This window comes from Polaromonas sp. P1_E11 (assembly GCF_056405995.1).
Window position 1 is genome coordinate 157,951 of sequence record NZ_JBFUBA010000005.1, and the last position, 22,259, is coordinate 180,209.

Here is a 22,259-nt window from a genome sequence, read left to right on the forward strand (position 1 = left end):
TTAACGAACCTCCTGAACAGGCTCTGCTGCAGCCTGTGCCTTGCGATCCACCTTGATGATTTTCGGGTCAGACCAGGTTCCTTCTATGTGGAATTCCTGGGTCGCCGCCTGCATCAAAGGCCGGCGCAAGAACATCTGGGCAAGGAAGCTGCCCAGGCCGATCGCCGGGTTGATGACTGTGGCGATCAGGGAAGCCGTACCGGCATTGATTTCCGGCACCACGACCGCCTTGATGTTCTGCGTCTCCTTGGCAATATCGGCACTGCCCTCCATCAGCACGGCGGCATTCACGCCCTTCATCTGCAGGTTGTTGGTATAGGCGACGCCCTGGTTGATATTGATGTCGCCGCGAACAAAGTCGAAGGCAAAGCCTTCGGAAAAAACGTCCCGGAAATCCAGGGTCAGCCGCCTGGGCAAAGACTGCAAGCTCAGCACGCCCAGCAGTTTTGTGATGCCCGGGTCAGCCTTGACAAACTGCCCTGACTCCACATTGACGTTGAACTGTCCGCTCATGCTGGGATAGTCCAGGCTGAGAGGCGACCCCATCCATGCGACCTGCCCCTCCAGTTTTCCTTTGCCGCGGCGAATGACCTCACCCATGCCGAAGCGCTTGAGCAGCTCACCCGAATCGGCGATGTCCAGCTTGAAATTCATCACGGTGCGGCGGCGCTCGGCAAACGCACGCGCGGCACGCGGCGCATTTGCCGCAACGCTCTGGGCATTGATCGCCACCCAGTTGCCCGTTGCCGTCAGCACCGCCTCGGGAAGGATCACATTGAACTTGTTCAGGCGCCATTCGCGCACGCCCTCGCGGGCCGCGGCAGATGCTCCGCGGTTGACGGCGTCGATCTCGACGCGCCCCAGTTTTTTTCCGCGCAGCTCCAGGTCTTCCACCACGATGTCCAGGGCAGGGATGCTGGCGGGCTGCTCGTTCAGGATAGCTTCCACGTCACTGGCCGTACCTGGCGCCAGGCTCAACCGGGAAAGCCGCGCATAGACCCGCCCCGCGCCTATGCCGCCAGGCTGCCGGAATTCGACATATCCATTGAGCTCCGACGCGTCGATATTTGCACGCCATGTCAGGCCTTCACGGGAGCCGCCCACCACCACGTTGTTCAGCTTGCGCCCTTCAATCACCAGCTCCTTTGCGCGAATGGCCATGGAGGTCGGCAGGTAAGTCAGGGACGCATTCGCGGCCGCCCGATTGGTCGCCGCAGTGGCAGCCACCGGCGGAGGTGTCTGGAGCGCGCTGCCGGAAGAAGAATCTGCCAGTATTTTTTGCCAGGCATCGAGGTCCACGTGGGCCAGGTTGATATTGGCCGTCACACCTGCTTCCTGCACAGGCACTGTCTCGCCCGGCTCAAGCCCGACGCCAATTCCGCCCCGTATTACACGAGGCTCAGTGCCGCTGACGTCGCGCACATACATGATGGACGCCACACGGCCGATGGTCACCGACAGCTGGTCCTCCAGTTTTTGCCCTGGCCCCATGGATGCCGGCAAAAGAGCGTTCTCGAACCGCAGCGGCAATGCCGCTTCTGCTGTCTTGCTCAGGGGCGCGGGCAGGTTAAGCGCCATGCCCTGCAGGCTGCTGGCGACAACCAGCTCAGGCACGCCACGGCGAAAGCCCAACGAGGCGGTGTAAGCCGCGCTGCCCGTGGCATTTTGGGCCATTCGCGAAAGCGCGCCGAGCTCCCTGGCCTGGCGCAGCCCTTCAGCGGTGACAACGCCTTGCGCCTTGAACGCCACCTGGCTTTCCGGCTCAGCATTGCCGGCCGATCGCGCCTGCACCCGCGTGCCACCGTCAAAACGCACATCGCCGCCGAGCAGCCGCGCCTGGGCACCCGTCACGGTGAAGCCGCGTTCGCTCACGGTTACTACACCCTTGAGTTTTGTCAGCGCTGGAGTATCCGCGCCAAATTGCAGGTCATTGCCGGGCAACGTGACGGTTCCGTCCACTCGGGACTTATCGATGGTGTGGATGGGCAAGTCCAGCCGGAACCGGTATTCGCCCGTTCCGGCCGCAACCGCCTTGGCCAGCACATGGTTGGTCATGCCGGCAACCGGGGACTGGTTGACAAATCCCAGCGCATCAGCAAGCGGCCCCTTGAGGTGTGTGTTCACCTCGACAGTGGTGTCATGGGTCAGGTCAGGGATGCGCGCATTACCCTTGACCAGCTGCAAACCCGGCAGGCCATTGACCTTGCCGGTCACGTCGTTGACCTCAAGTGCCGCATGGTTAAACACCAGTTCGCCGTTGAGTTCAGTCAAGGCCGGCCACCCCGCCGCTCCGGCTGGCTGTATGGATTTGGGCACATAGGCATAGTGCCCGTTCCGCACCCTGGCGGTCACCCGGAAGTCCCCTTGCGCCGGGTTGGTGAAAGGCAATTGCGCCAACGGCCCCTTGACCTTGAACTTCACGTCGCTGACCTGGCCTTGCACGACTGCGTCACGCACATAGTGGCGTACCCGGTCCGGCAATACCAGCGGCAAATAACGATGTACCCGCTCGCCATCACCGCGGCTCAAAACGCCCTGCAGATCCAGCACACCCGGGAATCTGGGGTCTGCTGCATCTGCAGCATGCGGCTTGCTGGAAACCACGTCGTCGGTATGCCATGCGGCTTGCGCTTCTCCCTGCGCGTCGGCATTGGCAAATCGCAGGTTGTTCAGCTGCGCTTCGATTTTCCGGCCCGCAAACTTCCATTGCGTCTCGGCGGAAAGCTGGTCAAACGGCACCAGCGAATCCTCAAACACGCCCGGCAGGTCGAGCGAGCCGTTGAGTATCTTGATCCCGGCCCGTCCACCCGCTTGTGTCAGGTCAAAGTCAATGGTGGCGCCACTGATTCCCGGCCTGCCAGGCTTGGGATGCACTGACGCTGGGCTGGACGGCGCGGGCAGGGCAGCAACACTCAGCCCGGCGACGCGTCCTTTTGCGGCGTAGGCGACAGGGGCATCCAGCGGTCCCTGCCAGCGGGCCTCAACGCTTTCGACCAGTCCCTTCGGGGCAAATGAAGCGATCAGCCCATGGACGGGAGCATCAAGCGGCAGGCGATTGGCAATCTGTGCGAGCGCTGCAAGATCGAGCTTGTCTGCCTTGAGTTCGGTGTGCTGCGCAACGCCGGCCTCGTCCCCTGTGTGTACCAGCGCCACATTGCCGCCTGGCCACTGCAGGCCGTCGCGGGTACGAAAGCGCAGGCCTTCGGTATTGAAATCAAAACCATTGGTACGCTGGCCGCCACCCACACGCCCGGCGACAAAATCAAAGGCCAAAGGCTGCAGCTTGGCACCCAGGCGGGCATCTACATCCTGCAGTGCCACATCGGCCGTGCCGCCGGTCACCCGGCCCTGGGAAATATCTGCCCATGCGCGAAGTGCGCCATTCCCGCGGGTCAGCTCAATGCCCAGTGCGTCCAGGTTGAGGTATGGCCTGATGCGGGACGCATCCACCCGGTCGAACCCGGCAAATAGCTGGCCTGTCCATGCATCAAAATCACCGGCGCTGCTTGACAGCAGCGATTGGCGGAATATGCCCCTGACAGTGAAGCGGTCACCCCATTCTGCAGGGGGTGTGGCATCCAGGCGCATGAGGTGGCGCCGCCGCGTATTGCGCATCACCCAGTCAACCTGCGTCAACGCCAGGGGTGGTGCCGGATTCATTTCATCTGTCCAGCGCACGGTGCCGCCTCGCATGACAAACTCGGTCTGCGAGAAGAACCAGTCGGCAGCGGCGCTCTCGCCGGCCGCCCGGTCCTGCGAAACATCGAGGCCGCCGACATAGATCTTTCCGTCAGCGGTTCGGCGTATGTCCAGCTCGGGCTTGTCGATATAAAGCTGCTCGAAGCCCAGCCCCCAGATCGAAGAAGCGGACAGGGCGCCGAGAATCACCGGCAGCCGCAGGGCCTCGCGCCCCTGGGCGTCGAGCAGGGTCACGTCGCGCAACTCGAACGAAGGAATCATCCCCTGGGAATGTGCGGTAATTCCGCCAATGCGAACAGGCACCCCCAAAGCCTTGCTGGCCTCTATTTCCAGGCGCGGACGAAACTCCCCGATTCGCGGCACAATCCAGCCATGCAGCACGAACCAGGTCAGGCCAAAGAGCACCCAGGCCGTGGCAACAAGCCACAGCAATACGCGCAGGGTAAGAGCAAGCCATCGCAGTGGTTGCGGCGGCAGGGTAGGCAGGCTGGGGATCGTTGGCTCCATTGACATGAGAATTATGACCGCCGGGGCCAGCGTTCGCCCGGCGGTGAACCATGAAGTTTTGTGAAGTAGTGTGATGACCGTCGCCCAAACCGCCTGCCCTGATACCTTACTCGCCGCCGGGCCGGCCGCGTCGGACTATTCACGGTTCGTTCAGCGCATCCGCCGCCGCTACGCCGATCAACTCTTCCTCCTGCCAGCGGGTGCCCCCGTGCGCGCCGCCATGCAGGTCGCACTGGACGCGCTGCTGGCGCAGGGCATGGCGACAGGCGCGGCGCTTCGGGTGCTTCGCCAGCTGGTCATGGAAAGGCTGGTGGTGCTCGACTGTGACGGCGCCCTCGAAAGCCAGGCCCCGCTTGCCGTGGTGACCTGCGCCATGACCGAGCTGGCCGAGCTGGCCCTGGATGTCGCCATGCGCGAGTCGGGAGCCGAACTTGACGGGCTGCATGGCGCACCGCAAGGCCCCGACGGGGAGCGCGCCCGGATGTGGGTCGTGGGCATGGGCAAGCTGGGTGCGCGCGAACTCAATGTTTCCAGTGACATCGACCTCATCTATGTCTACGACCACGACGGCGAAACCCGGGGGCGCAGCGATGGCCGCGGGCAAATATCCAACCACGAGTACTTCGCGCACCAGGTCAAGGCCGTCTTCAGCCTGATTGGCGACGCCACGGAGCACGGTTTTGTGTTTCGGGTGGACCTGGCGCTCCGGCCCAATGGAAGCTCCGGGCCTGCGGCCATTTCACTGAGCGCGCTTGAGGAGTATTTCCAGGCACAGGGTCGTGAATGGGAACGCTTTGCCTGGCTCAAGAGCCGGGTGGTGGCGCCGCTTGAATGCGTGCAGGACGGCTCGGCGCAGGCCCTGCGGGGCTCCGTGCTGCCCTTTGTGTTCAGGCGCTACCTTGACTACAACGTCTTCGATGCGCTGCGCACCTTGCACCGGCAAATCCGCGAGCATGCCGCCAAGCGCTGCGCCGGCCACCCGGAGCGGGCCAACGACGTGAAGATGTCGCGCGGCGGCATTCGCGAAATCGAATTCACCGTGCAATTGCTCCAGGTGGTGCGCGGCGGACAGTTTCCCGAGTTGCGCACCCGCCCCACGGTCGACGCCTTGCAGCGCGTGGCACGCGCGGGCCTGATGCTGCAGGAAACCGCCGATGCGCTGGCACGGGCCTATGATTTTCTTCGCCGCGTGGAGCATCGCATCCAGTACCTCGATGACCAGCAGACTCATGTCCTGCCCACGCGTGATGACGACCTTGCGTGGATCGCAGAAACGCTGGGCTACAGCAATTGCTGCCTTTTCCTCAGCGAACTCGACACCCACCGGGAGCTGGTGGCCGGGGAATTCGACAAATTGCTGGGCGGCAAGCCCGACTGCAAAGGCTGCGGAAAAACGGCCAAAGCGGCGCCGCAGCAGCTCGAAGACCTGCTGGAGCAATTGTCGGAACAATGGCCGGAACAGTTTCGCGCGCGCCTCACGCTGTGGCGCCAGCATCCCCGGGTGCTGGCCTTGCGCGAAGATTCCCGTGCGCGGCTGGCGCGGCTGGTGCAGCGCACAGCCGCCTGGCTGGCGGAAGGCACGGTCACCGAGGAAGCGGCTGTGCGCATCATCGACTGGATAGAGCCGCTCCTGAGGCGGGAGAGCTACCTGGCGCTGCTGCTGGAACGGCCCGCGGTGCATGAGCGCCTGCTACGCCTGCTGGGGGCCGCCAAATGGCCCGCGCGCTACCTGCTGCAACACCCCGGCGTCATTGATGAACTGGCCAGCGATGAGCTGCTCAAGGAACGCTTTGACGGAACAGCCTTCGCGCGTGACCTGCAACAGCGCCTGGCCGCGCTCAGGAGCACCGGCGAGGACGACGAGGAAACCTGCCTGAACCTGCTGCGCCGCGCCCATCATGCGGAAGTGTTCCGCACCCTGGCGCGCGATCTGGAAGACGTACTCACCGTCGAGCAGGTGGCCGATGATCTGACGGCTCTCGCCGAAGCGGTGCTGAGCATCACCACCGACTGGTGCTGGCAGCGCCTGAAGAACCGGCACCGTGAAACACCGCAGTTCGCCATCATTGCCTACGGCAAGCTGGGCGGCAAAGAACTGGGTTACGGCAGCGATCTCGACATCGTGTTCGTCTATGAGGACGACGACGAGCGGGCCCCCGAAGTCTATGCGGCATTTGTGCGCAAGCTGATTAACTGGCTGACCATCAAGACCGGTGAAGGCGACCTGTTTGAAATTGACACCGCCTTGCGCCCCAACGGCAATTCGGGTTTGCTGGTCACCAGTTTTGAGGCCTATACCCGTTACCAGCAGCAGCGCGGCAGCAATACCGCCTGGACCTGGGAACACCAGGCCATGACACGTGCGCGCTTCGTGTTGGGGGACGAGTCGCTGCGCCTGCGGTTTGACGAAGTCCGGCAAACCGTCATCACTGCACCGCGCGACATCGTTGCGCTGCGCAATGAAATTGTGGCCATGCGCGAAAAGGTTCGCGATGCCCATCCGGTCAAGAGCATTCACACACCGTCTTCCGGGAGCCAGCCTCCGCTCAAGGCTGAAAAATTTGACGTCAAGCACAGTGCGGGCGGCATGGTGGATGCCGAGTTCGCGGTGCAGTTCTTGGTGCTTTCCCAATCAGCCCGGCACCCGGAATTGAGGGACAACGTCGGCAACATCTCGCTCCTGCAACGCGCAGAAACTGCTGGCCTGCTGCCGGCCGGCGTCGGCCAGCGGGCGGCAAGCGCCTACCGCGAACTGCGGCGTATCCAGCACCGCGCACGCCTCAACGAAGAACCCACGCAGGTCAACCCGCCTGCGCTTGAGGCAGAACGCAGCGCGATCCAGCAACTGTGGGTCGCCACTTTTAAATCAAACAATTGATTTAATTCAATCGACCGTTTGATTAATGTGCTCTAATCCGGGCACATGACACCCGACCGGCCCTCTCAAACACCTTCGCGCTCAGCCAAGCCTGAAAGCGAAAGCCGAAAACAGCGCTCCGACGGCGCCCACGCCAGGGCGCACCTGTTGCTCGCGGCACTCAGGCTGTTTTCCGAAAAAGGGTTTGCCAAAACCTCGATTCGAGATATCGCCCATGCCGCGGGGGCCAACGTGGCGGCGATCAGCTATTACTTCGGCGATAAAGCCGGCCTGTACCGGGCCGTTTTCACCGAACCGCTGGGCAGCGCGCGCGATGACATTGCGCTGTACAACCAGCCCCACTTCACCTTGCGGCAGTCCCTTGAAGGCTTTTTTTCGAGCTTCCTCGAACCTTTGCGCCAAGGTGAACTGGTGCAGTTGTGCATGAAGCTCCACTTTCGCGAGATGCTGGAACCCACAGGCCTGTGGGCCGAAGAAATCGACCAGGGCATCAAGCCGGCGCATACCGCGCTGGTCACCGTGCTTTGCCGCCATTTAGGCGTCACAAAAGCCGACGACGAAGTGCATAGGCTGGCGTTTTCCATCACCGGGCTGGCACTTCAGATGTTCCTCAGCCGCGAGGTCGTGGAGGCGATCCGGCCCCAGCTGTTCGGAACACCTGAAGCCCTGGAGCAGTGGGCTGTCAGCCTGGTGGCCTATGCCGAAGCCATGGTGGGCGTCGAAATGGCACGCCGAAATCACCTTTCCGATTACCCCGTGGCCGCCACGCCGCGATTGAAAACAGCACACCATGAAAAAAACTGACTCCGGACGCGAACGCTTGCGCTTGCTGGCAGCGGCGCCGCTGTTCGGCGCGTTCGCGCTGTTGCTGGGCGGCTGCGCTTCCGACAATCCGCACACACCCCCTTCCGTCTCGATTCCCGCGCAATGGCAAACGCCTTTACCGACGGCGGGCACCACAGCGGCATTGCCCCACGGCGGCAGCCTGAAAGGGCTGTCGCAATGGTGGCAACAGCAAAATGACCCCTTGCTGGTGGAACTGATCATGGCGGCGGAATCGGTCAGCCCGACCGTTTCCACCGCGCGCTCCAACATCGAGCAGGCGCGGGCTTCACGCGTGGCCTCGGGCGCAGCCATGCTTCCCACACTCGATGGCACCGCGAGCGTCAGCCGCGGACGTTCGGCACCCGTGAACCGTACAGCGCCACCCATTTCCACAACCGCCCAGGTGGGTTTGCAGACCTCCTGGGAAATCGACCTCTTCGGTCAGTACGCCGCGAGCCGGGATGCCGATCAGCAGCGGCTGGAGGGCTCCCAGGCGCTGTGGCATTCGGCGCGTGTATCGGTTGCCGCCGAGGTCGCCACCCAGTACTACAGCCTGCGCGCTTGCGAAAAGCTGCTCGAGGTTGCGCGCTCCGATGCCGCATCCCGGGGTGAAACTGCACGTTTGGCGGAACTCAGCACCAGGGCAGGTTTTCAGGCTCCCGCCACCGCGGCATTGGCCAGGGCCAGCGCGGCCGAAGGCAACAGCAACGCCATCCAGCAGCGCGCACTGTGCGACCTGGATGTCAAGGCACTGGTGGCCCTGACTGCCATCGACGAACCCGCACTGCGGCAAAAACTGGCCAGCACACCGGTCGACCTGACTCTGGAATCGGTAGCGCCTGTCATCAGCGTGCCGGCGGAAGTGCTGGCCCAGCGGCCCGATATCTTCAATGCAGCACGCGAAGTGGACGCCGCCCACCTGGAAGTCGGCAGCGCACGCGCGCAGCGCTTTCCAAGGCTCAACCTGAGCGGCTCGATAGCAGCCTCCAAGTCGTACACGGCCAGCACCACGCAACGCTTTGACACCTGGACCGTCGGGCCGCTGCAGCTGACCATCCCGATCTTTGACGGCGGCGCCAGCGAGGCCAATGTAGAAGCCGCCAAGGCGCGCTACGAGGACGCCGCCGCCCAATACCGCGGCAGCGTGCGAAAGGCCGTGCGGGAAGTCGAGGAAGCGCTGGTCAACCTGCAGAGCACGGCCGAGCGCAGCCAGGATGCATTGGTCGCCACACAAGGCTACCGCGCGTCATTCGTCGGCACCGAAGCCCGCTACAAGAGCGGGCTGGCGAGCCTGGTCGAACTTGAAGACGCCCGTCGCACCCTGCTGGCCGCACAAAGCGCCCTGGTCACGCTGCAACGTGACCGGCGCAGCGCCTGGGTTGCGCTGTACCGGGCGCTCGGCGGCGGCTGGACCACCGCCGAACCCCCTGTGCCGCCGCTGGTCTCCGATGTGCCGGCACCTTTCACCCCTGCTGCCCTCACCGCCCCCTGAGGCGCGGTTGTCGACCCTGCCACACCTATTGACAGATCCTTTGAACACCATGCCAAACTTCAAACTCAAACCCGTCGCTCTCGCTGTGATCGCCGGTGCCGTGCTCGTTGCCGGGGCCGCAGCTTTTTTTCTTCTGAAGGCCAACGCAAATGAAGACAAGGCAGTCACCGCAAAGCCGGCACTGACTGTCGCCACCGCGCTGCCGTCTCAAGTGACCTTGCCGGTGAAGCTCAGCGCCAACGGCAATATCACCGCCTGGCAGGAGGCCGTGATCGGTTCCGAATCGAACGGCTTGCGGCTGGTGCAGGTGCAGGCCAATGTGGGCGACCAGGTCAAGGCCGGGCAAGTGCTGGCGGTGTTCTCTGGTGACAGCGTGCAGGCCGACACGGCCCAGGCCAGAGCCAGCCTGATCGAGGCCCAGGCCAACGCGGCCGATGCAGCAGACAACGCCGCGCGTGCGCGCACGCTGGCGAGTTCGGGCGCTTTAAGCGAGCAGCAGATCAACCAGTACAACACCTCCGAGCAAACCGCCAAGGCGCGTGTCGAGGCAGCCAGGGCGCTCCTTGAGGTGCAGCAGGTACGCGGTAAAAACACGCAGGTGCTGGCGCCCGACAACGGCGTGATCTCCGCCCGCACCGCAACGGTAGGCTCGGTGGTGCCGGCGGGCACCGAGCTGTTCCGCCTGATCCGGGGCGGTCGCCTCGAATGGCGCGCGGAAGTCACCTCGGCCGAACTGGGCCGGATCAAGGCCGGCACAGTCGCCAACGTGGTGGCGGCCAGCGGCGCCGAACTCAAGGGCCGGGTGCGCATGATCGCCCCGAGCGTGGATCCCCAGACCCGCGCGGCGCTGGTCTATGTGGACCTTCCGGTTTCGGCAGGCATGGCCTCTCCGGCCAAGGCCGGCATGTTTGCCCGCGGCGAATTCGATCTGGGCAGCACCTCCGCGCTGACCATCCCGCAACCTGCGCTGGTCGTGCGCGATGGGTTCAACTATGTCTTTCGCCTCAACCCGGACAACCGCATCAGCCAGCTCAAGGTGCAGACCGGACGGCTCGCCGGCGACCGGGTCGAAATTACCTCCGGCCTTGCTGCCGATACAAGGGTGATCGTCAGCGGGGCGGGCTTCCTCAACGACGGCGACCTCGTCCGGGTCAGCGACGCCGCCCCCGGAGTTACGGCAAATCCGACCGTGGCGCCCGCCAGTCGTGCGCAAGCAGCTATCAAATAAGGAGCGATTCGATGAACGTCTCCTCCTGGTCAATCAAGAACCCGATACCCGCCGTCATGCTGTTTGTGCTGCTGACGTTCGCCGGCATGCTGTCGTTCAAGGCGATGAAGGTGCAAAACTTTCCCGATATCGACCTGCCGACCGTGACGGTCTCTGCCTCGCTGCCGGGCGCCGCGCCCGCCCAGCTCGAGACGGAAGTGGCCCGCAAGCTTGAAAATTCCATTGCCACGGTGCAGGGCCTCAAGCACATCTACACCAAGGTGCAGGACGGCGGTGTGAGCGTGACCGCCGAATTCCGGCTGGAAAAGCCGGTACAGGAAGCCGTGGACGATGTGCGCGCGGCCGTGTCGAAAGTGCGCAGCGAATTGCCCGGCGACGTGCGCGATCCGGTGGTCAGCAAGATGGACCTGGCCAGCCAGCCGGTGCTGGCCTTCACCATCCGCTCACCGCGCATGGACGAAGAGGCGCTGTCCTGGTTTGTCGACAACGACATCTCCCGCAAGCTGCTGGCTGTGCGCGGCGTTGGCGCGGTCAACCGCGTGGGCGGCGTCTCACGCGAAGTCCGCATCGCGCTGGATCCCTCGAAGCTGCAGGCCCTGGGCGCCACGGCTTCCGACATTTCCCGCCAGTTGCGGCAGGTGCAGACTGAAAGCGCGGGTGGGCGCGCCGACCTGGGCGGCAGCGAGCAGCCCATGCGAACGCTGGCGACGGTCAAGTCCGCGCAGGAGCTCGCTCAGCTTGAGCTGGCGCTCAGCGACGGGCGGCGCATTCGCCTCAGCGAGGTCGCCACCGTGAGCGACACGACCGCCGAGCCGCGCGCCGCCGCGCTGCTCGACGGCAAGCCTGTCGTCGGCTTTGAGGTGTCCCGCAGCCGGGGCGAAAGCGAAGTGGCTGTCGGCGCCGCCGTGCAGGCGGCACTGGCCGAGCTGAAGCAGCAGTACCCTGAAGTGGAAGTCCACGAAGCCTTCAATTTCGTCACACCGGTACAGGAGGAATACGACGGCTCCATGCACCTGCTGTACGAAGGCGGCATCCTGGCGGTGCTGGTGGTGTGGCTGTTCCTGCGCGACTGGCGCGCCACCTTTGTGTCGGCCGTTGCGTTGCCGCTGTCGGTGATCCCGGCTTTCATCGGCATGCACCTGCTTGGCTTTTCGATCAACGTCATCACACTGCTCGCGCTGTCGCTGGTGATCGGAATCCTGGTCGACGATGCCATCGTCGAGGTCGAAAACATCGTGCGGCACCTGCGCATGGGCAAGTCGCCGTACGAAGCCGCCATGGAGGCGGCAGACGAAATCGGCCTGGCCGTGGTGGCCACCACGTTCACGCTGATCGCCGTGTTCCTTCCCACCGCCTTCATGAGCGGCGTAGCGGGAAAGTTCTTCAAGCAGTTCGGCTGGACGGCCTCGCTGGCGGTGTTTGCCTCGCTGGTGGTGGCGCGCGTGCTGACCCCCATGATGGCAGCCTACATCCTCAAGCCAGTGGTGGGCGCCCATTCCGACCCGAAGTGGATGAACACCTACATGCGCGCAGCGGCCTGGTGCATGAAGCACCGGGTAGCGACCATGGCGGCGGCTACGGTCTTTTTCTTCGGTTCGGTCATGCTGATCCCGTTGCTGCCGACCGGCTTCATCCCGCCCGATGACAACTCGCAAACCCAGGTTTACCTCGAGCTTCCCCCAGGCGCTTCGCTGACGCAGACCAAGGCCTCGGCTGAACATGCGCGCCTGCTGATCAGCAAGGTAAAGCATGTGAAGAGCGTGTACACCACCATCGGTGGCGGTTCGGCCGGTACAGACCCGTTTGCCATGCAGGGCGCGGCAGAAACCCGCAAAGCCACGCTGACAGTGTTGCTGGATGAGCGCAGCGAACGGCCGCGCAAGCAGGGCATTGAAAGCAAGATGCGGACGGCGCTGGAAACCCTTCCGGGCGTGCGCAGCAAGGTGGGGCTGGGCGGCTCGGGAGAGGCGTACATCCTCATGCTGACCGCCGAAGACTCCAATGCCCTGCAAACTGCGGCGCTCGCGATTGAAAAAGACCTGCGAACCATTCCCGGCCTGGGCAATATCTCGTCCAGCGCCAGCCTGGTGCGCCCCGAGATTGCCATCAAGCCGGATTTCGCCAGGGCAGCAGACCTGGGTGTGACCAGTTCAGCCATGGGCGAGACCCTGCGCATCGCCACGGTCGGTGACTACGAAGAGTCCTTGCCCAAGCTCAATCTTTCGCAGCGGCAGGTGCCTATTGTCGTCAAGCTGGACGAAGCAGCGCGCAAGGACCTCAGCGTGCTGGAGCGCCTTGCGGTTCCCAGTGTCAAGCCGGGTGTCGGGCCCGTTATGCTGGGTCAGGTGGCGAGCCTGGAAATCACGGCCGGGCCGGCCGTGATTGACCGCTACGACCGTTCCCGCAACGTCAAGTTCGAGATTGAGCTGTCGGGCCGGGCTCTCGGTGACATCACCGAAGCCGTGAAACTGCTGCCGTCTGTCAAGAACCTGCCGGCCGGCGTCAAGGTGGTGGAAGTCGGTGATGCAGAGGTCATGGGCGAGCTGTTCGCCAGTTTTGGCCTGGCCATGCTGACGGGCGTGCTCTGCATCTATATCGTGCTGGTGCTGCTGTTCAAGGATTTCCTGCACCCGGTGACCATTCTTGCCGCTCTACCCCTTTCCTTGGGAGGCGCCTTTGTCGGCCTGCTGATCGCGCAGAAGAGTTTTTCCATGCCCTCGCTGATCGGGCTGATCATGCTGATGGGGATCGCGACCAAGAATTCCATCCTGCTGGTGGAATACGCCATCGTCGCGCGGCGCGACCACAACCTGTCGCGCTGGGACGCCCTGCTGGACGCCTGCCACAAGCGGGCGCGGCCCATCATCATGACCACGCTGGCCATGGGGGCGGGCATGATGCCGATTGCCCTGGGCTTCGGCGCGGCCGATTCCAGCTTTCGCTCACCGATGTCGATCGCGGTGATCGGCGGCCTGATCACCTCCACCGTGCTCAGCCTGCTGGTGGTGCCTGCCGTATTTACCTATATCGATGACCTTGAGCGGCTGATCAAGCGCATGGCGGCAAGATTGCGCGGCCACAAGGGTGAAGCACATGAAAACGGCCATCCGGTGGCCGAATCCGGTACGCAAGCGACCGCGAAATAATGCACATGCTTGGGCGTACCGTTTTGTAAAAGGCAACCAAGACGTGTAATTTTGCTGGTTTAGACCGGCCCATCCCAGCGATTTAAGGTGGGCCGATCAAAACCCCTCGCTTATACTTGCGGGCTTAGCTTTACATTTCTTAACATGTCAAAACGCGTACTGCTTTCGGGCGCAACCGGCCTGATTGGCGGCGAGTTAATGCTTCTTCTGGCCGCGCGCGGCGTCTACAGCACCGCTGTGGTGCGCGCTGCCGATTCGAACCAGGCGCGCGACCGCCTCCTGGACCGCCTTCAAAAGAGCGTCCTGTGGAAGCCCGAATTTGCCGACATGGTGTCTGCCGAGGCCGGTGATGTGGTCGAGCCCGGTTTTGGCCTCAGTCCAGCGGTCCTTCAGTCTGCCGATGTCATCCTGCACTCGGCTGCCAGCACCTCGTTCAAGCCCGGCGCCGGGGTCTACCCCATCAATCTCAAGGCCGCCGAGCAGTTTTCCGGCATCCTGAAAGACCTGCGGCCCTCACAACGCGGTTTTTTCGTCGGAACGGCGGCGGTGACCACCGAGCCGCGCGGCGTGATCACAGAAGACATGCCGTTTGCCGGCTACGCCAACGACTACATCCGCTCCAAGCGCGATGCCGAAACCCTGCTGCGCGGCAAGGGCCATCCTTTTGTCAGCTTGCGCCCGGGCATTGTGCTGTCGCGCGGCATTGACGACGCCAAACTGGCACGCAACATGTTGTGGTCCATCCCGGTCATGGCCGAACTCGGTGACGTGCCGCTGGACCCCTTGGGCAAGCTTGACTTCGCGCCGGTGGATTTCATCGCAAGCGCCTTCGCCGAGATGCTGCTCAAGGACGAGCTCCGGCACGATTGCTATCACGTGTCCACGGGCGAAGACTCCATGACGTTCGCGGCGCTGGCCGAAGAACTGAAAGCCAGCATGCCCGGCATCGGCAAGATGGTAATGCGCGGCAGGGACTTCGTGCCCACGCCGAAGTTTGCCCGCCAACGCTGGATGTTTGAAGCATTGCAGCCGTATTTGCCTTTCCTGACCGCCGACGCAGTGTTCAGCAATGCGCGCCTGCGGGCAGAAATTGGTGCGGCAGCTGTCGCGCCGGCGCCCATTAGTTATCTGGGTGAATTATTGGGAACCTTCAGCCTGTCGGACGCCGTCAGGCAGATGTACACGCCCTGAGGTACGAAAACAACGCGGCTGCTTTTGTAAAATGCTCCTACAGGCCCGAAGAGGTCGGCCGTCATATCGATGGTGGGACAATGGCGGTTCGCATTACATATTTACTGGTTCGTGATGAATTCTGATTTGATTAATCTTTTTGCCGAGACATTTGGCATCAGCGAGGAAAAACTGCTGCCGGATGCCACGCTGGAAAGCCTGGGCCTGGACTCCCTGGCCGTCATCGAATTCATGTTCCAGATCGAGGATCAGTTTGGCATCCAGATTCCAGACCAGGCCAGCCCGCCGCGCACCCTCGCCGAAATGGTCCAGCTGATTGAACCCCTGCTGCCATCGGGCAAGCCCGCCGCCTGAGCCCTGCCCAGGCCCGCCAGACCGCCCATGCGTCGCGTAGCCATCACGGGTCTTGGCGTTGTTTCCGCCGTTGGAACCGGCACTCCCGCATTCTTCGACTCCCTGCTTTCCGCCCGCTCCGGCATCCGGGACATTGACATTGGCTTTCCCACCGGCAGCGAAAGCGTGCTGGCCGGCGCCATCCAGTTCGACCCCGACCAGCATTTCCCCCGCGCCCGGCTCCTGACCATGGACCGGGTCAGCCAGCTCGCGGTGGTGGCTGGCCGCGAAGCCATGGCACAGGCGGGATGGGGCCCTGAGAGTGGCTTCTTACCCGAGCGTTTCGGAGTCTCACTGGGCACAGGCAGCGGCGGCGCAGGATCCACGGATGTGGCTTACACAGCATTGCTGGAGCAAAAAGTGGCTCGGCTGCGCCCCATGACGGTCGTGCTGGCCATGCACAACGCCATCGCCGCCCACGTGTCCATGGAGTTCGGGCTGAAGGGCCCCAGCAGCACGGTTTCCAATGCCTGCGCATCGTCGGCCACATCCATTGGAGAAGCCTTTCGGCAGATCCGCCATGGTTACGCCGACGCCATGCTGGCTGGTGGTTCTGAAGCCTTGTTGAACCGCGGCACCATCAAGGCCTGGCAAGCCATGCACACGCTGGCCAGGCCGCATGCCGACGGTGCCGAAACCTCATGCCGTCCATTTTCCGTTGACCGCTCAGGCCTTGTGCTGGCCGAAGGCGCCGCCATGCTGGTCCTGGAAGAGTGGGAAAGCGCCAAAAGGCGCGGCGCCGACATACTGGCTGAACTCTGCGGCTACGCGTCCACCACCGACGCCCATCACCTGACACAGCCCGACGCCCAGGGCCAGGCGCGCGCCATGACGCTGGCGCTGGCAGACGCGGGATTGCAGGCAGCCGACATCGGCTACCTCAACGCCCATGGAACCGCCACCGATGTCGGCGATGTGGTCGAGACCAGCGCCATCAAGCTGGCCTTCAAGGACCTGGCCGCGCGCCTGCCCATCAGCTCCAGCAAAGGGGTGCACGGGCACGCCATGGGCGCTGCGGGGGCGATGGAATTCATTGCGAGCTTGATGGCACTGCGCGCGGGGCAGCTGCCGCCAACGGCATTCCTGGTGAACCCCGATCCGCGTTGTGACCTGGACTACATACCGCTGGAGGCGCGCGATGCGACGGGCCTGCGCGCGGTGATGTCCAACTCGTTTGCCTTTGGCGGCTCCAACGCCGTGCTGGTGGCGAAGTCCGCCTGAGGGCGGTCACCCTCGGCCGGGCTCTCCCGGATACCGGCGGATATCAGCGGATCAGCGCGTGGCGCGGATTTTTTTCACCAGCGCCGTCGTCGAATAGCCATCCACAAACGGGATCGCCCGCGCACTGCCGCCATACGCCTTGACCACCGCGGTTTCTGCCAGCTTGTCCATGTCGTAGTCTCCGCCCTTCACCAGCAGGTCCGGCTGGAGCTCACGGATCAGTTCAAGCGGCGTGTCTTCGTCAAACCAGGTGACCAGGCTCACCGACTCCAGCGCAGCCATCATGGCGGCGCGGTCGTGCTCGTTGTTGAGCGGCCGGTCTGGGCCCTTGCCCAGCCGCCGTGCGGAGGCATCGGTGTTCAGCGCCACCACCAGGCTTGCGCCCAGTGCACGGGCGTCGGCCAGATAGGTAGCATGCCCGCGATGCAGCACGTCAAACACCCCATTGGTAAAGACAATGGGACGCGGCATGGAGGCCAGCCGCTGCCGCGCTTCTTCGCGCGGGGCTATTTTTTGCAGGAAGTGGGCAGGGGAAGGGGTAGGGGACTCGCTGGGCATCCCGCCACTTTAACGGAAGGCCTGGGCCACGATCTCAATCTGCAAGCCGCCATCAAGTTGCGCACCGATCACCGCGCGCTGCGGCCAGGCGCTGCTGTCGTCGCCAATCCACTCGCGCCAGGCTGCATCCAGTTGTTTTTTGCACTGCATGTCCGCCAGGAATATTTGCACGCTGAGCAGCGAGGCGCGTGAAGCGCCTGCATGCAACAGGTGGGCATCAAGCATCGCCAGCGTCTGCGAAAGTTGCCCGGCAAAGTCCAGCGAAGCATCGCTGGCATTGGCCACCGCAAACACCTGCGCGCCGCGGGCGACCACCCGGCTTCTGCCGCCCGAGGCACTCGGCCAGCGGACGTCCTGCATCAGGCGCCGGCAGGTGCCGGCTTGGCGGCGATGGACTCCGCCAGTTCCTTGGCGACTTCCTTGCGGTAGCGGTTCAGTTCCTGCACGGTCTTGAAGCTCTGGTTCAGCAGCAGGCTCAGGTTGTGCAGGATACGCTCGACCACCTTGCCCTCCCACACCGCATCAAACTTGATCTGCGTATCGAGCCAGTGCTCCAGCCACTCGGGGTTGGGCAGGCGGCTCTGGATGGTGTCGCGCGGAAACAGGCTTTTGTTCACGTGCAGGTTGGTCGGGTGCAGCGCCTGGGCGGTACGCCGTGCACTGGCCATCAGCACGCCCACCTTGGTGAAGGCGGACTTGGCTTCATTGCCGAAGTTGTTGATGGCGCGTTTCATGTAGCGCAGGTAAGCGCCGCCGTGGCGGGCTTCGTCCTGGCTCAGCTGGGTATAAATCTGCTTGATGACGGGCTCGGTATGCCATTCGCTGGCGCGGCGGTACCAGTGGTTCAGGCGGATCTCGCCGCAGAAATGCAGCATCAGCGTTTCCAGCGCGGGCGCGGGTTCAAACTCGAAACGCACTTCGTGCAATTCCTTTTCCGTGGGAGCAAGGTCCGGGCGGAAGCGCTTGAGGTATTCCATCAACACCAGCGAGTGTTTTTGCTCTTCAAAGAACCAGATGGACATGAAGGCCGAGAAATCGCTGTCGTCCTTGTTGTCGCGCAGGAACATTTCCGTGGCGGGCAGCGCAGACCATTCCGTGATGGCATTCATCTTGATGGTCTGGGCCTGCTCGTCGGTCAGCTTGGACGCGTCAAAACTTGCCCATGGAATATCCTTGTCCATGTCCCAGCGGACGGATTCAAGTTGTTTGAACAGTTCGGGATAAAGCATGAGAACTCCTTCGCAAGGGATATGCAGATATATCTGCCTCGGATGTCCTGCGGGAGCATCCTGGGTACTTGTAACGATTTTAGGCGGCTAATGTGACAACGGGCGACTTATGCGCTATTTACCGGCAAATCAGGGTAATTCGGACCCCATTCCGGCGTGTTGGACCACACAAGTGCTCTTTTTCGGACTGCATTGTGCCAAATAATGCCATGCAGGCCCTGGATATTCCGGGGGCTGAATTCCCGCTGAATCCATTCACCGCGATACGGGCGTATCGTCAGGGCATGTTGTGAAACATGTATGACAGCGCCAGAATAAACCTGAATCGGCCCGATCACCAGCCCGCGAGTTTAGCCAATGACTGCCACTGCCTCTTTTTGCGCCCTTCGCCAGGCGGCCCAGTTCCTTTTGCTGATCATGCTGGCCTCCCGCGGCGCGCTGGCTGCGCCACCGGCACCTGCCGTAGCGCCCGCCGTGCCCGTACCGGCAACCTGCCCCGCGCTGCTGCAGCAGACGTTTTTACGTCTGCAGGACGAAAAACCCCAGACGCTTTGCCAATACAGCGGAAAAGTGGTGGTCGTGGTCAACACTGCCAGCTTTTGCGGCTTTACCCCGCAGTACCAGGGGCTTGAAGCGCTCTACGCCAAATACAAAGACCAGGGCCTGGTGGTGCTGGGTTTTCCGTCCAATGATTTTTCGCAGGAAACGGGCAGCAACAAGGAGATCGCGGACTTCTGCGAAAACACCTTCGGCGTGAAGTTCCCCATGTTCACCAAGACCCGCGTGACCGGGAAGGACGCCAACCCCCTGTTCCAGAAGCTGGCGGCCACAACAGGCACCACGCCGCGCTGGAATTTTTACAAATACGTCATTGCACGCGACGGGGCCAGCGTCACCAGCTTCAACTCCATGGCCGACCCGGCCGGCGGCACGCTGGTCAAAGAGATCGAAAAACAGCTGGCCATCAAGCCGTAGGCCCGTTAACAAAAATTTACCTGAGGGATCTTTTATTTGCGGGAACTACCCCGCACTTGTGCTCTCATACTTCTGCAAGCGCGATTTGCCTTCACCGGTAGCGCTGGCAAAAAACAGTTTCATTGTTGCGAAGCCTTCTGAGCCGTCCAGGTTCAGCTGCAATCCCGGGGCGCTCCTCCTCCTCCCTCCCTCCCTCGTTCGCGCCGGGGCGCTTCGCAGCATTTTTATATTCCGGCCCCTTGCCGGGCCAGGGCCAACACATGCGTTGCGCCCGCCCAAAGTTCACCGCCGATGGCTTGGTGGACTTTCCCCGTGATCACCGGGAACCCTTGAAGCCCCCGCAAGCGCTATTATTTTGATAGCTTCTTGCGCTCGTCCTGACTGGGCCAGAGGCCATTTTGATGATTGAAATCAGGCTGTTTCGGCCGCAAAACACCTGAAAAGGCCGCCCATGAGGCGTTGAGCCTGTTTTTCGACGGCTTTCAAACGCGAATAGTAGCCCGCGCCCAATAAAGACGGGCGCAAGCAGCTACCAAATTCATAGCAATAGCAGGCGGTGTCTTGAGTTGGTATGCGATTTGGTGATTTGGCATCAGCGCGCAGTGCCGCCTCTTCCACCATTCAGTATCCCAGTACCCGCATCAGCCAGGCGGAATGCTTTCCGCAAAGCTGGGCCGTTGCATCAGCTTGTCCTGCAGCTTCGTCAGGTTCGGATACATCTCGCGCCAGTTGATTTGCGCAAAACGCAGGTCGAGGTAACCGAGCGCGCAGCCGACGGCGACGTCGGACAGGCTGAAGTGGATGCCACTGCAGAACGACTTGTCGCCCAGGCCGGTGCTCATGGCCTTGAGGGTGGCTTCGATCTTGCCCATCTGGCGGTCGATCCAGGCGTCGCTGCGTTGCTTGACGCTGCGGCCGGCCCAGGTGGCTTCGAGGCGCGCCAGGATGGCTGCGTCGATCAGGCCGTCGGCCAGGGCTTCCCAGGTTTTGACTTCAGCGCGCTCGCGGCCCTGGCTGGGGATGAGCTTGCCGACGGGTGACAGGGTGTCGAGGTATTCGACGATCACGCGGGAATCAAATACGGCTTCGCCGCCTTCCATGACCAGGCAGGGCACCTTGCCGAGCGGGTTGGAGGCCTGGATGGTGGTGTTGGCTGCCCAGACATCTTCCAGGACAAACTGGTAGTCGAGCTTTTTCTCGGCCATCACTATGCGCACTTTGCGCACATAGGGGCTGGTAGCGGATCCGATGAGTTTCATGATGGTGTGAGATCGTGGTCCGGGGGAAGAGCATTCTATCGAGTAAGCCGGCAGCCGGGCTGACAGGGGTGTAACGCGCCGGGCAAGAAGATTCGCAAATATGCACATCTTTTCGGGCTCGCGGCAGCGGCTCCCGGCACGGCCGGCGCGGCAGGCACCCGGCCTACAATTGGGCCATGAGCTCTTCCCCCCCTTTTTCCACGATCAACGCCCTGTCCCCGCTGGACGGCCGCTACGCGAACAAACTGAACCAGTTACGTCCCCTGATGTCCGAACAGGGCTATATGCACCGCCGCGTACAGGTCGAAGTGGCGTGGTTCATCGCGCTGTCCGATGCCAAATTCGCCGAATTCAAGCCGCTGAGCCCAGGTGCCCGCACCTATTTGCTGGGTCTGGTCAAAAACTTCTCGGAGGCCGACGCGTCGGCCATCAAGGAAATTGAAAAGACCACCAACCACGACGTGAAAGCTGTCGAGTACTGGATCAAGTCGAAGTTCGAAGCCCGGCCGGAGCTGCAGGGCGCCAGCGAATTTGTGCACTTTGCCTGCACCAGCGAAGACATCAACAACACCAGCCACGCGCTGCAGCTTAAAAGCAGCCGCGACCTGGTGGTGCTGCCGGCGCTGGACAAGGTCATTGCGCAGCTGCGCGAAATGGCCCACATCTATGCCGAAGAACCCATGCTGAGCCGCACGCACGGCCAGACGGCCAGCCCGACCACGGTCGGCAAGGAAATCGCCAACGTGGTGGTGCGCCTGGCCAATGCGCGTGACAAGATCGCCGGCATCAAGCTGATGGCCAAAATGAACGGCGCGGTGGGCAACTACAACGCGCATCTCTCGGCCTGGCCCGACTTCGACTGGGAGGCCTTCAGCCGCAACGTGATCGAAACGCCGGAGCCGCTGGGCCTGGGCCTGACCTTCCAGCCCTACAGCATCCAGATCGAGCCGCACGACTACATGGCCGAACTGTTTGACGCAGTAGCCCGCACCAACACCATCCTGATCGACCTGGCGCGCGACATCTGGGGCTACGTGAGCGTGGGCTACTTCAAGCAGCGCCTGAAGGACGGCGAAATAGGTTCCTCGACCATGCCGCACAAAGTCAACCCGATTGACTTTGAAAACGCCGAAGGCAACCTGGGCCTGGCCAATGCGCTGCTGCGCCACCTGAGCGAAAAGCTGCCGATTTCCCGCTGGCAGCGCGACCTGACCGACTCCACCGTGCTGCGCAACATGGGTGTGGCGCTCGGCTATGCCGTGCTGGCTTACAACTCAATGGGTGTGGGGCTGAACAAGCTCGAACTCAACCGCGAAGCGCTGGGCGACGACCTGAACGCCTCATGGGAAGTGCTGGCCGAACCGATCCAGACGGTGATGCGCCGTTACGGCGTGCAGGGCGCTTACGAGAAGTTGAAGGAAGTCACGCGCGGCAAAACCGTGAAGGCCGAAGACCTGCACGCGCTGATCCGTTCGCTGGAAATTCCTGCCGCAGAAAAAGAGCGCCTGCTGAAAATGACGCCTGGCAGCTATGTCGGCATGGCAGCCGAACTGGCGAAGAGGGTATGAACACCCCCGTCCGGGCTCACTTCGTGTAGCCCGTTCCCCCCTCAAGGGGGCGGCGCCTGGGGCCGGCAAAGCCGGACCCGCGGCCCCCAC

General features: G+C 62.8%; 15 protein-coding genes. 10 read left to right on the forward strand and 5 right to left on the reverse strand.

What is annotated here, in order from left to right; genetic code table 11:
• Entirely contained in the window at nt 1-4,212 is a 4,212-nt protein-coding gene (locus tag AC1D11_RS17955; RefSeq protein WP_477649027.1) for a YhdP family protein, read from the reverse strand.
• A gap of 67 nt (nt 4,213-4,279) precedes the next feature.
• Between AC1D11_RS17955 and glnE the strand changes: the two genes are divergently transcribed.
• The 8 genes from glnE to AC1D11_RS17995 all read left to right on the forward strand — a co-directional run bounded on the left by glnE (nt 4,280) and on the right by AC1D11_RS17995 (nt 16,580).
• Nucleotides 4,280-7,084 carry a bifunctional [glutamate--ammonia ligase]-adenylyl-L-tyrosine phosphorylase/[glutamate--ammonia-ligase] adenylyltransferase gene (glnE, locus tag AC1D11_RS17960; RefSeq protein WP_477649028.1) on the forward strand — a complete coding sequence of 935 codons (2,805 nt, stop codon included), beginning with the start codon at nt 4,280-4,282 and terminating at the stop codon, nt 7,082-7,084.
• 45 nt (nt 7,085-7,129) lie between these two features.
• Nucleotides 7,130-7,888 carry a DUF1956 domain-containing protein gene (locus AC1D11_RS17965; RefSeq protein ID WP_477649029.1) on the forward strand — a complete coding sequence of 253 codons (759 nt, stop codon included), beginning with the start codon at nt 7,130-7,132 and terminating at the stop codon, nt 7,886-7,888.
• Nucleotides 7,875-9,401, forward strand: coding sequence for an efflux transporter outer membrane subunit (locus AC1D11_RS17970; protein WP_477649030.1), 1,527 nt, complete (start codon nt 7,875-7,877; stop codon nt 9,399-9,401). Before AC1D11_RS17965 ends, AC1D11_RS17970 begins: the two co-directional genes overlap by 14 nt.
• A gap of 49 nt (nt 9,402-9,450) precedes the next feature.
• Nucleotides 9,451-10,629, forward strand: a complete 1,179-nt coding sequence (locus tag AC1D11_RS17975; protein ID WP_477649031.1) for an efflux RND transporter periplasmic adaptor subunit — start codon at nt 9,451-9,453, stop codon at nt 10,627-10,629.
• Between the two features lie 11 nt (nt 10,630-10,640).
• A complete protein-coding gene (locus tag AC1D11_RS17980) occupies nt 10,641-13,775 on the forward strand; it encodes an efflux RND transporter permease subunit (RefSeq protein WP_477649032.1) in 3,135 nt (1,044 codons plus the stop codon).
• A gap of 144 nt (nt 13,776-13,919) precedes the next feature.
• On the forward strand, nt 13,920-14,966 hold the full coding sequence (locus AC1D11_RS17985; protein ID WP_477649033.1) for an SDR family oxidoreductase: 1,047 nt from the start codon (nt 13,920-13,922) through the stop codon (nt 14,964-14,966).
• Between the two features lie 114 nt (nt 14,967-15,080).
• A complete protein-coding gene (locus AC1D11_RS17990; protein WP_477649034.1) occupies nt 15,081-15,320 on the forward strand; it encodes an acyl carrier protein in 240 nt (79 codons plus the stop codon).
• A 27-nt stretch (nt 15,321-15,347) separates the two neighbouring features.
• Nucleotides 15,348-16,580 carry a beta-ketoacyl-[acyl-carrier-protein] synthase family protein gene (locus tag AC1D11_RS17995; RefSeq protein ID WP_477649035.1) on the forward strand — a complete coding sequence of 411 codons (1,233 nt, stop codon included), beginning with the start codon at nt 15,348-15,350 and terminating at the stop codon, nt 16,578-16,580.
• 51 nt (nt 16,581-16,631) lie between these two features.
• Here the strand turns inward: AC1D11_RS17995 and rfaE2 are convergent, their stop codons facing one another.
• The 3 genes from rfaE2 to AC1D11_RS18010 are packed head-to-tail and all read right to left on the reverse strand — an operon-like array spanning nt 16,632 to nt 18,367.
• Nucleotides 16,632-17,138, reverse strand: a complete 507-nt coding sequence (gene rfaE2 / locus AC1D11_RS18000) for a D-glycero-beta-D-manno-heptose 1-phosphate adenylyltransferase (protein WP_477649036.1) — start codon at nt 17,136-17,138, stop codon at nt 16,632-16,634.
• 9 nt (nt 17,139-17,147) lie between these two features.
• Nucleotides 17,148-17,498 carry a Rid family hydrolase gene (locus AC1D11_RS18005; protein ID WP_477649037.1) on the reverse strand — a complete coding sequence of 117 codons (351 nt, stop codon included), beginning with the start codon at nt 17,496-17,498 and terminating at the stop codon, nt 17,148-17,150.
• Entirely contained in the window at nt 17,498-18,367 is an 870-nt protein-coding gene (locus AC1D11_RS18010; RefSeq protein ID WP_457282437.1) for a ferritin family protein, read from the reverse strand. Before AC1D11_RS18010 ends, AC1D11_RS18005 begins: the two co-directional genes overlap by 1 nt.
• Before the next feature lie 357 nt (nt 18,368-18,724).
• Between AC1D11_RS18010 and AC1D11_RS18015 the strand changes: the two genes are divergently transcribed.
• Nucleotides 18,725-19,342, forward strand: a complete 618-nt coding sequence (locus AC1D11_RS18015; RefSeq protein ID WP_477649038.1) for a glutathione peroxidase — start codon at nt 18,725-18,727, stop codon at nt 19,340-19,342.
• Between the two features lie 641 nt (nt 19,343-19,983).
• Here the strand turns inward: AC1D11_RS18015 and AC1D11_RS18020 are convergent.
• Nucleotides 19,984-20,601, reverse strand: a complete 618-nt coding sequence (locus AC1D11_RS18020) for a glutathione S-transferase family protein (RefSeq protein WP_457282438.1) — start codon at nt 20,599-20,601, stop codon at nt 19,984-19,986.
• Between the two features lie 176 nt (nt 20,602-20,777).
• On the opposite strand from AC1D11_RS18020, the gene purB reads away from it, so the two are divergent.
• Nucleotides 20,778-22,169 carry an adenylosuccinate lyase gene (gene purB, locus AC1D11_RS18025; protein ID WP_457282439.1) on the forward strand — a complete coding sequence of 464 codons (1,392 nt, stop codon included), beginning with the start codon at nt 20,778-20,780 and terminating at the stop codon, nt 22,167-22,169.
• Nucleotides 22,170-22,259: the final 90 nt, after the last annotated feature.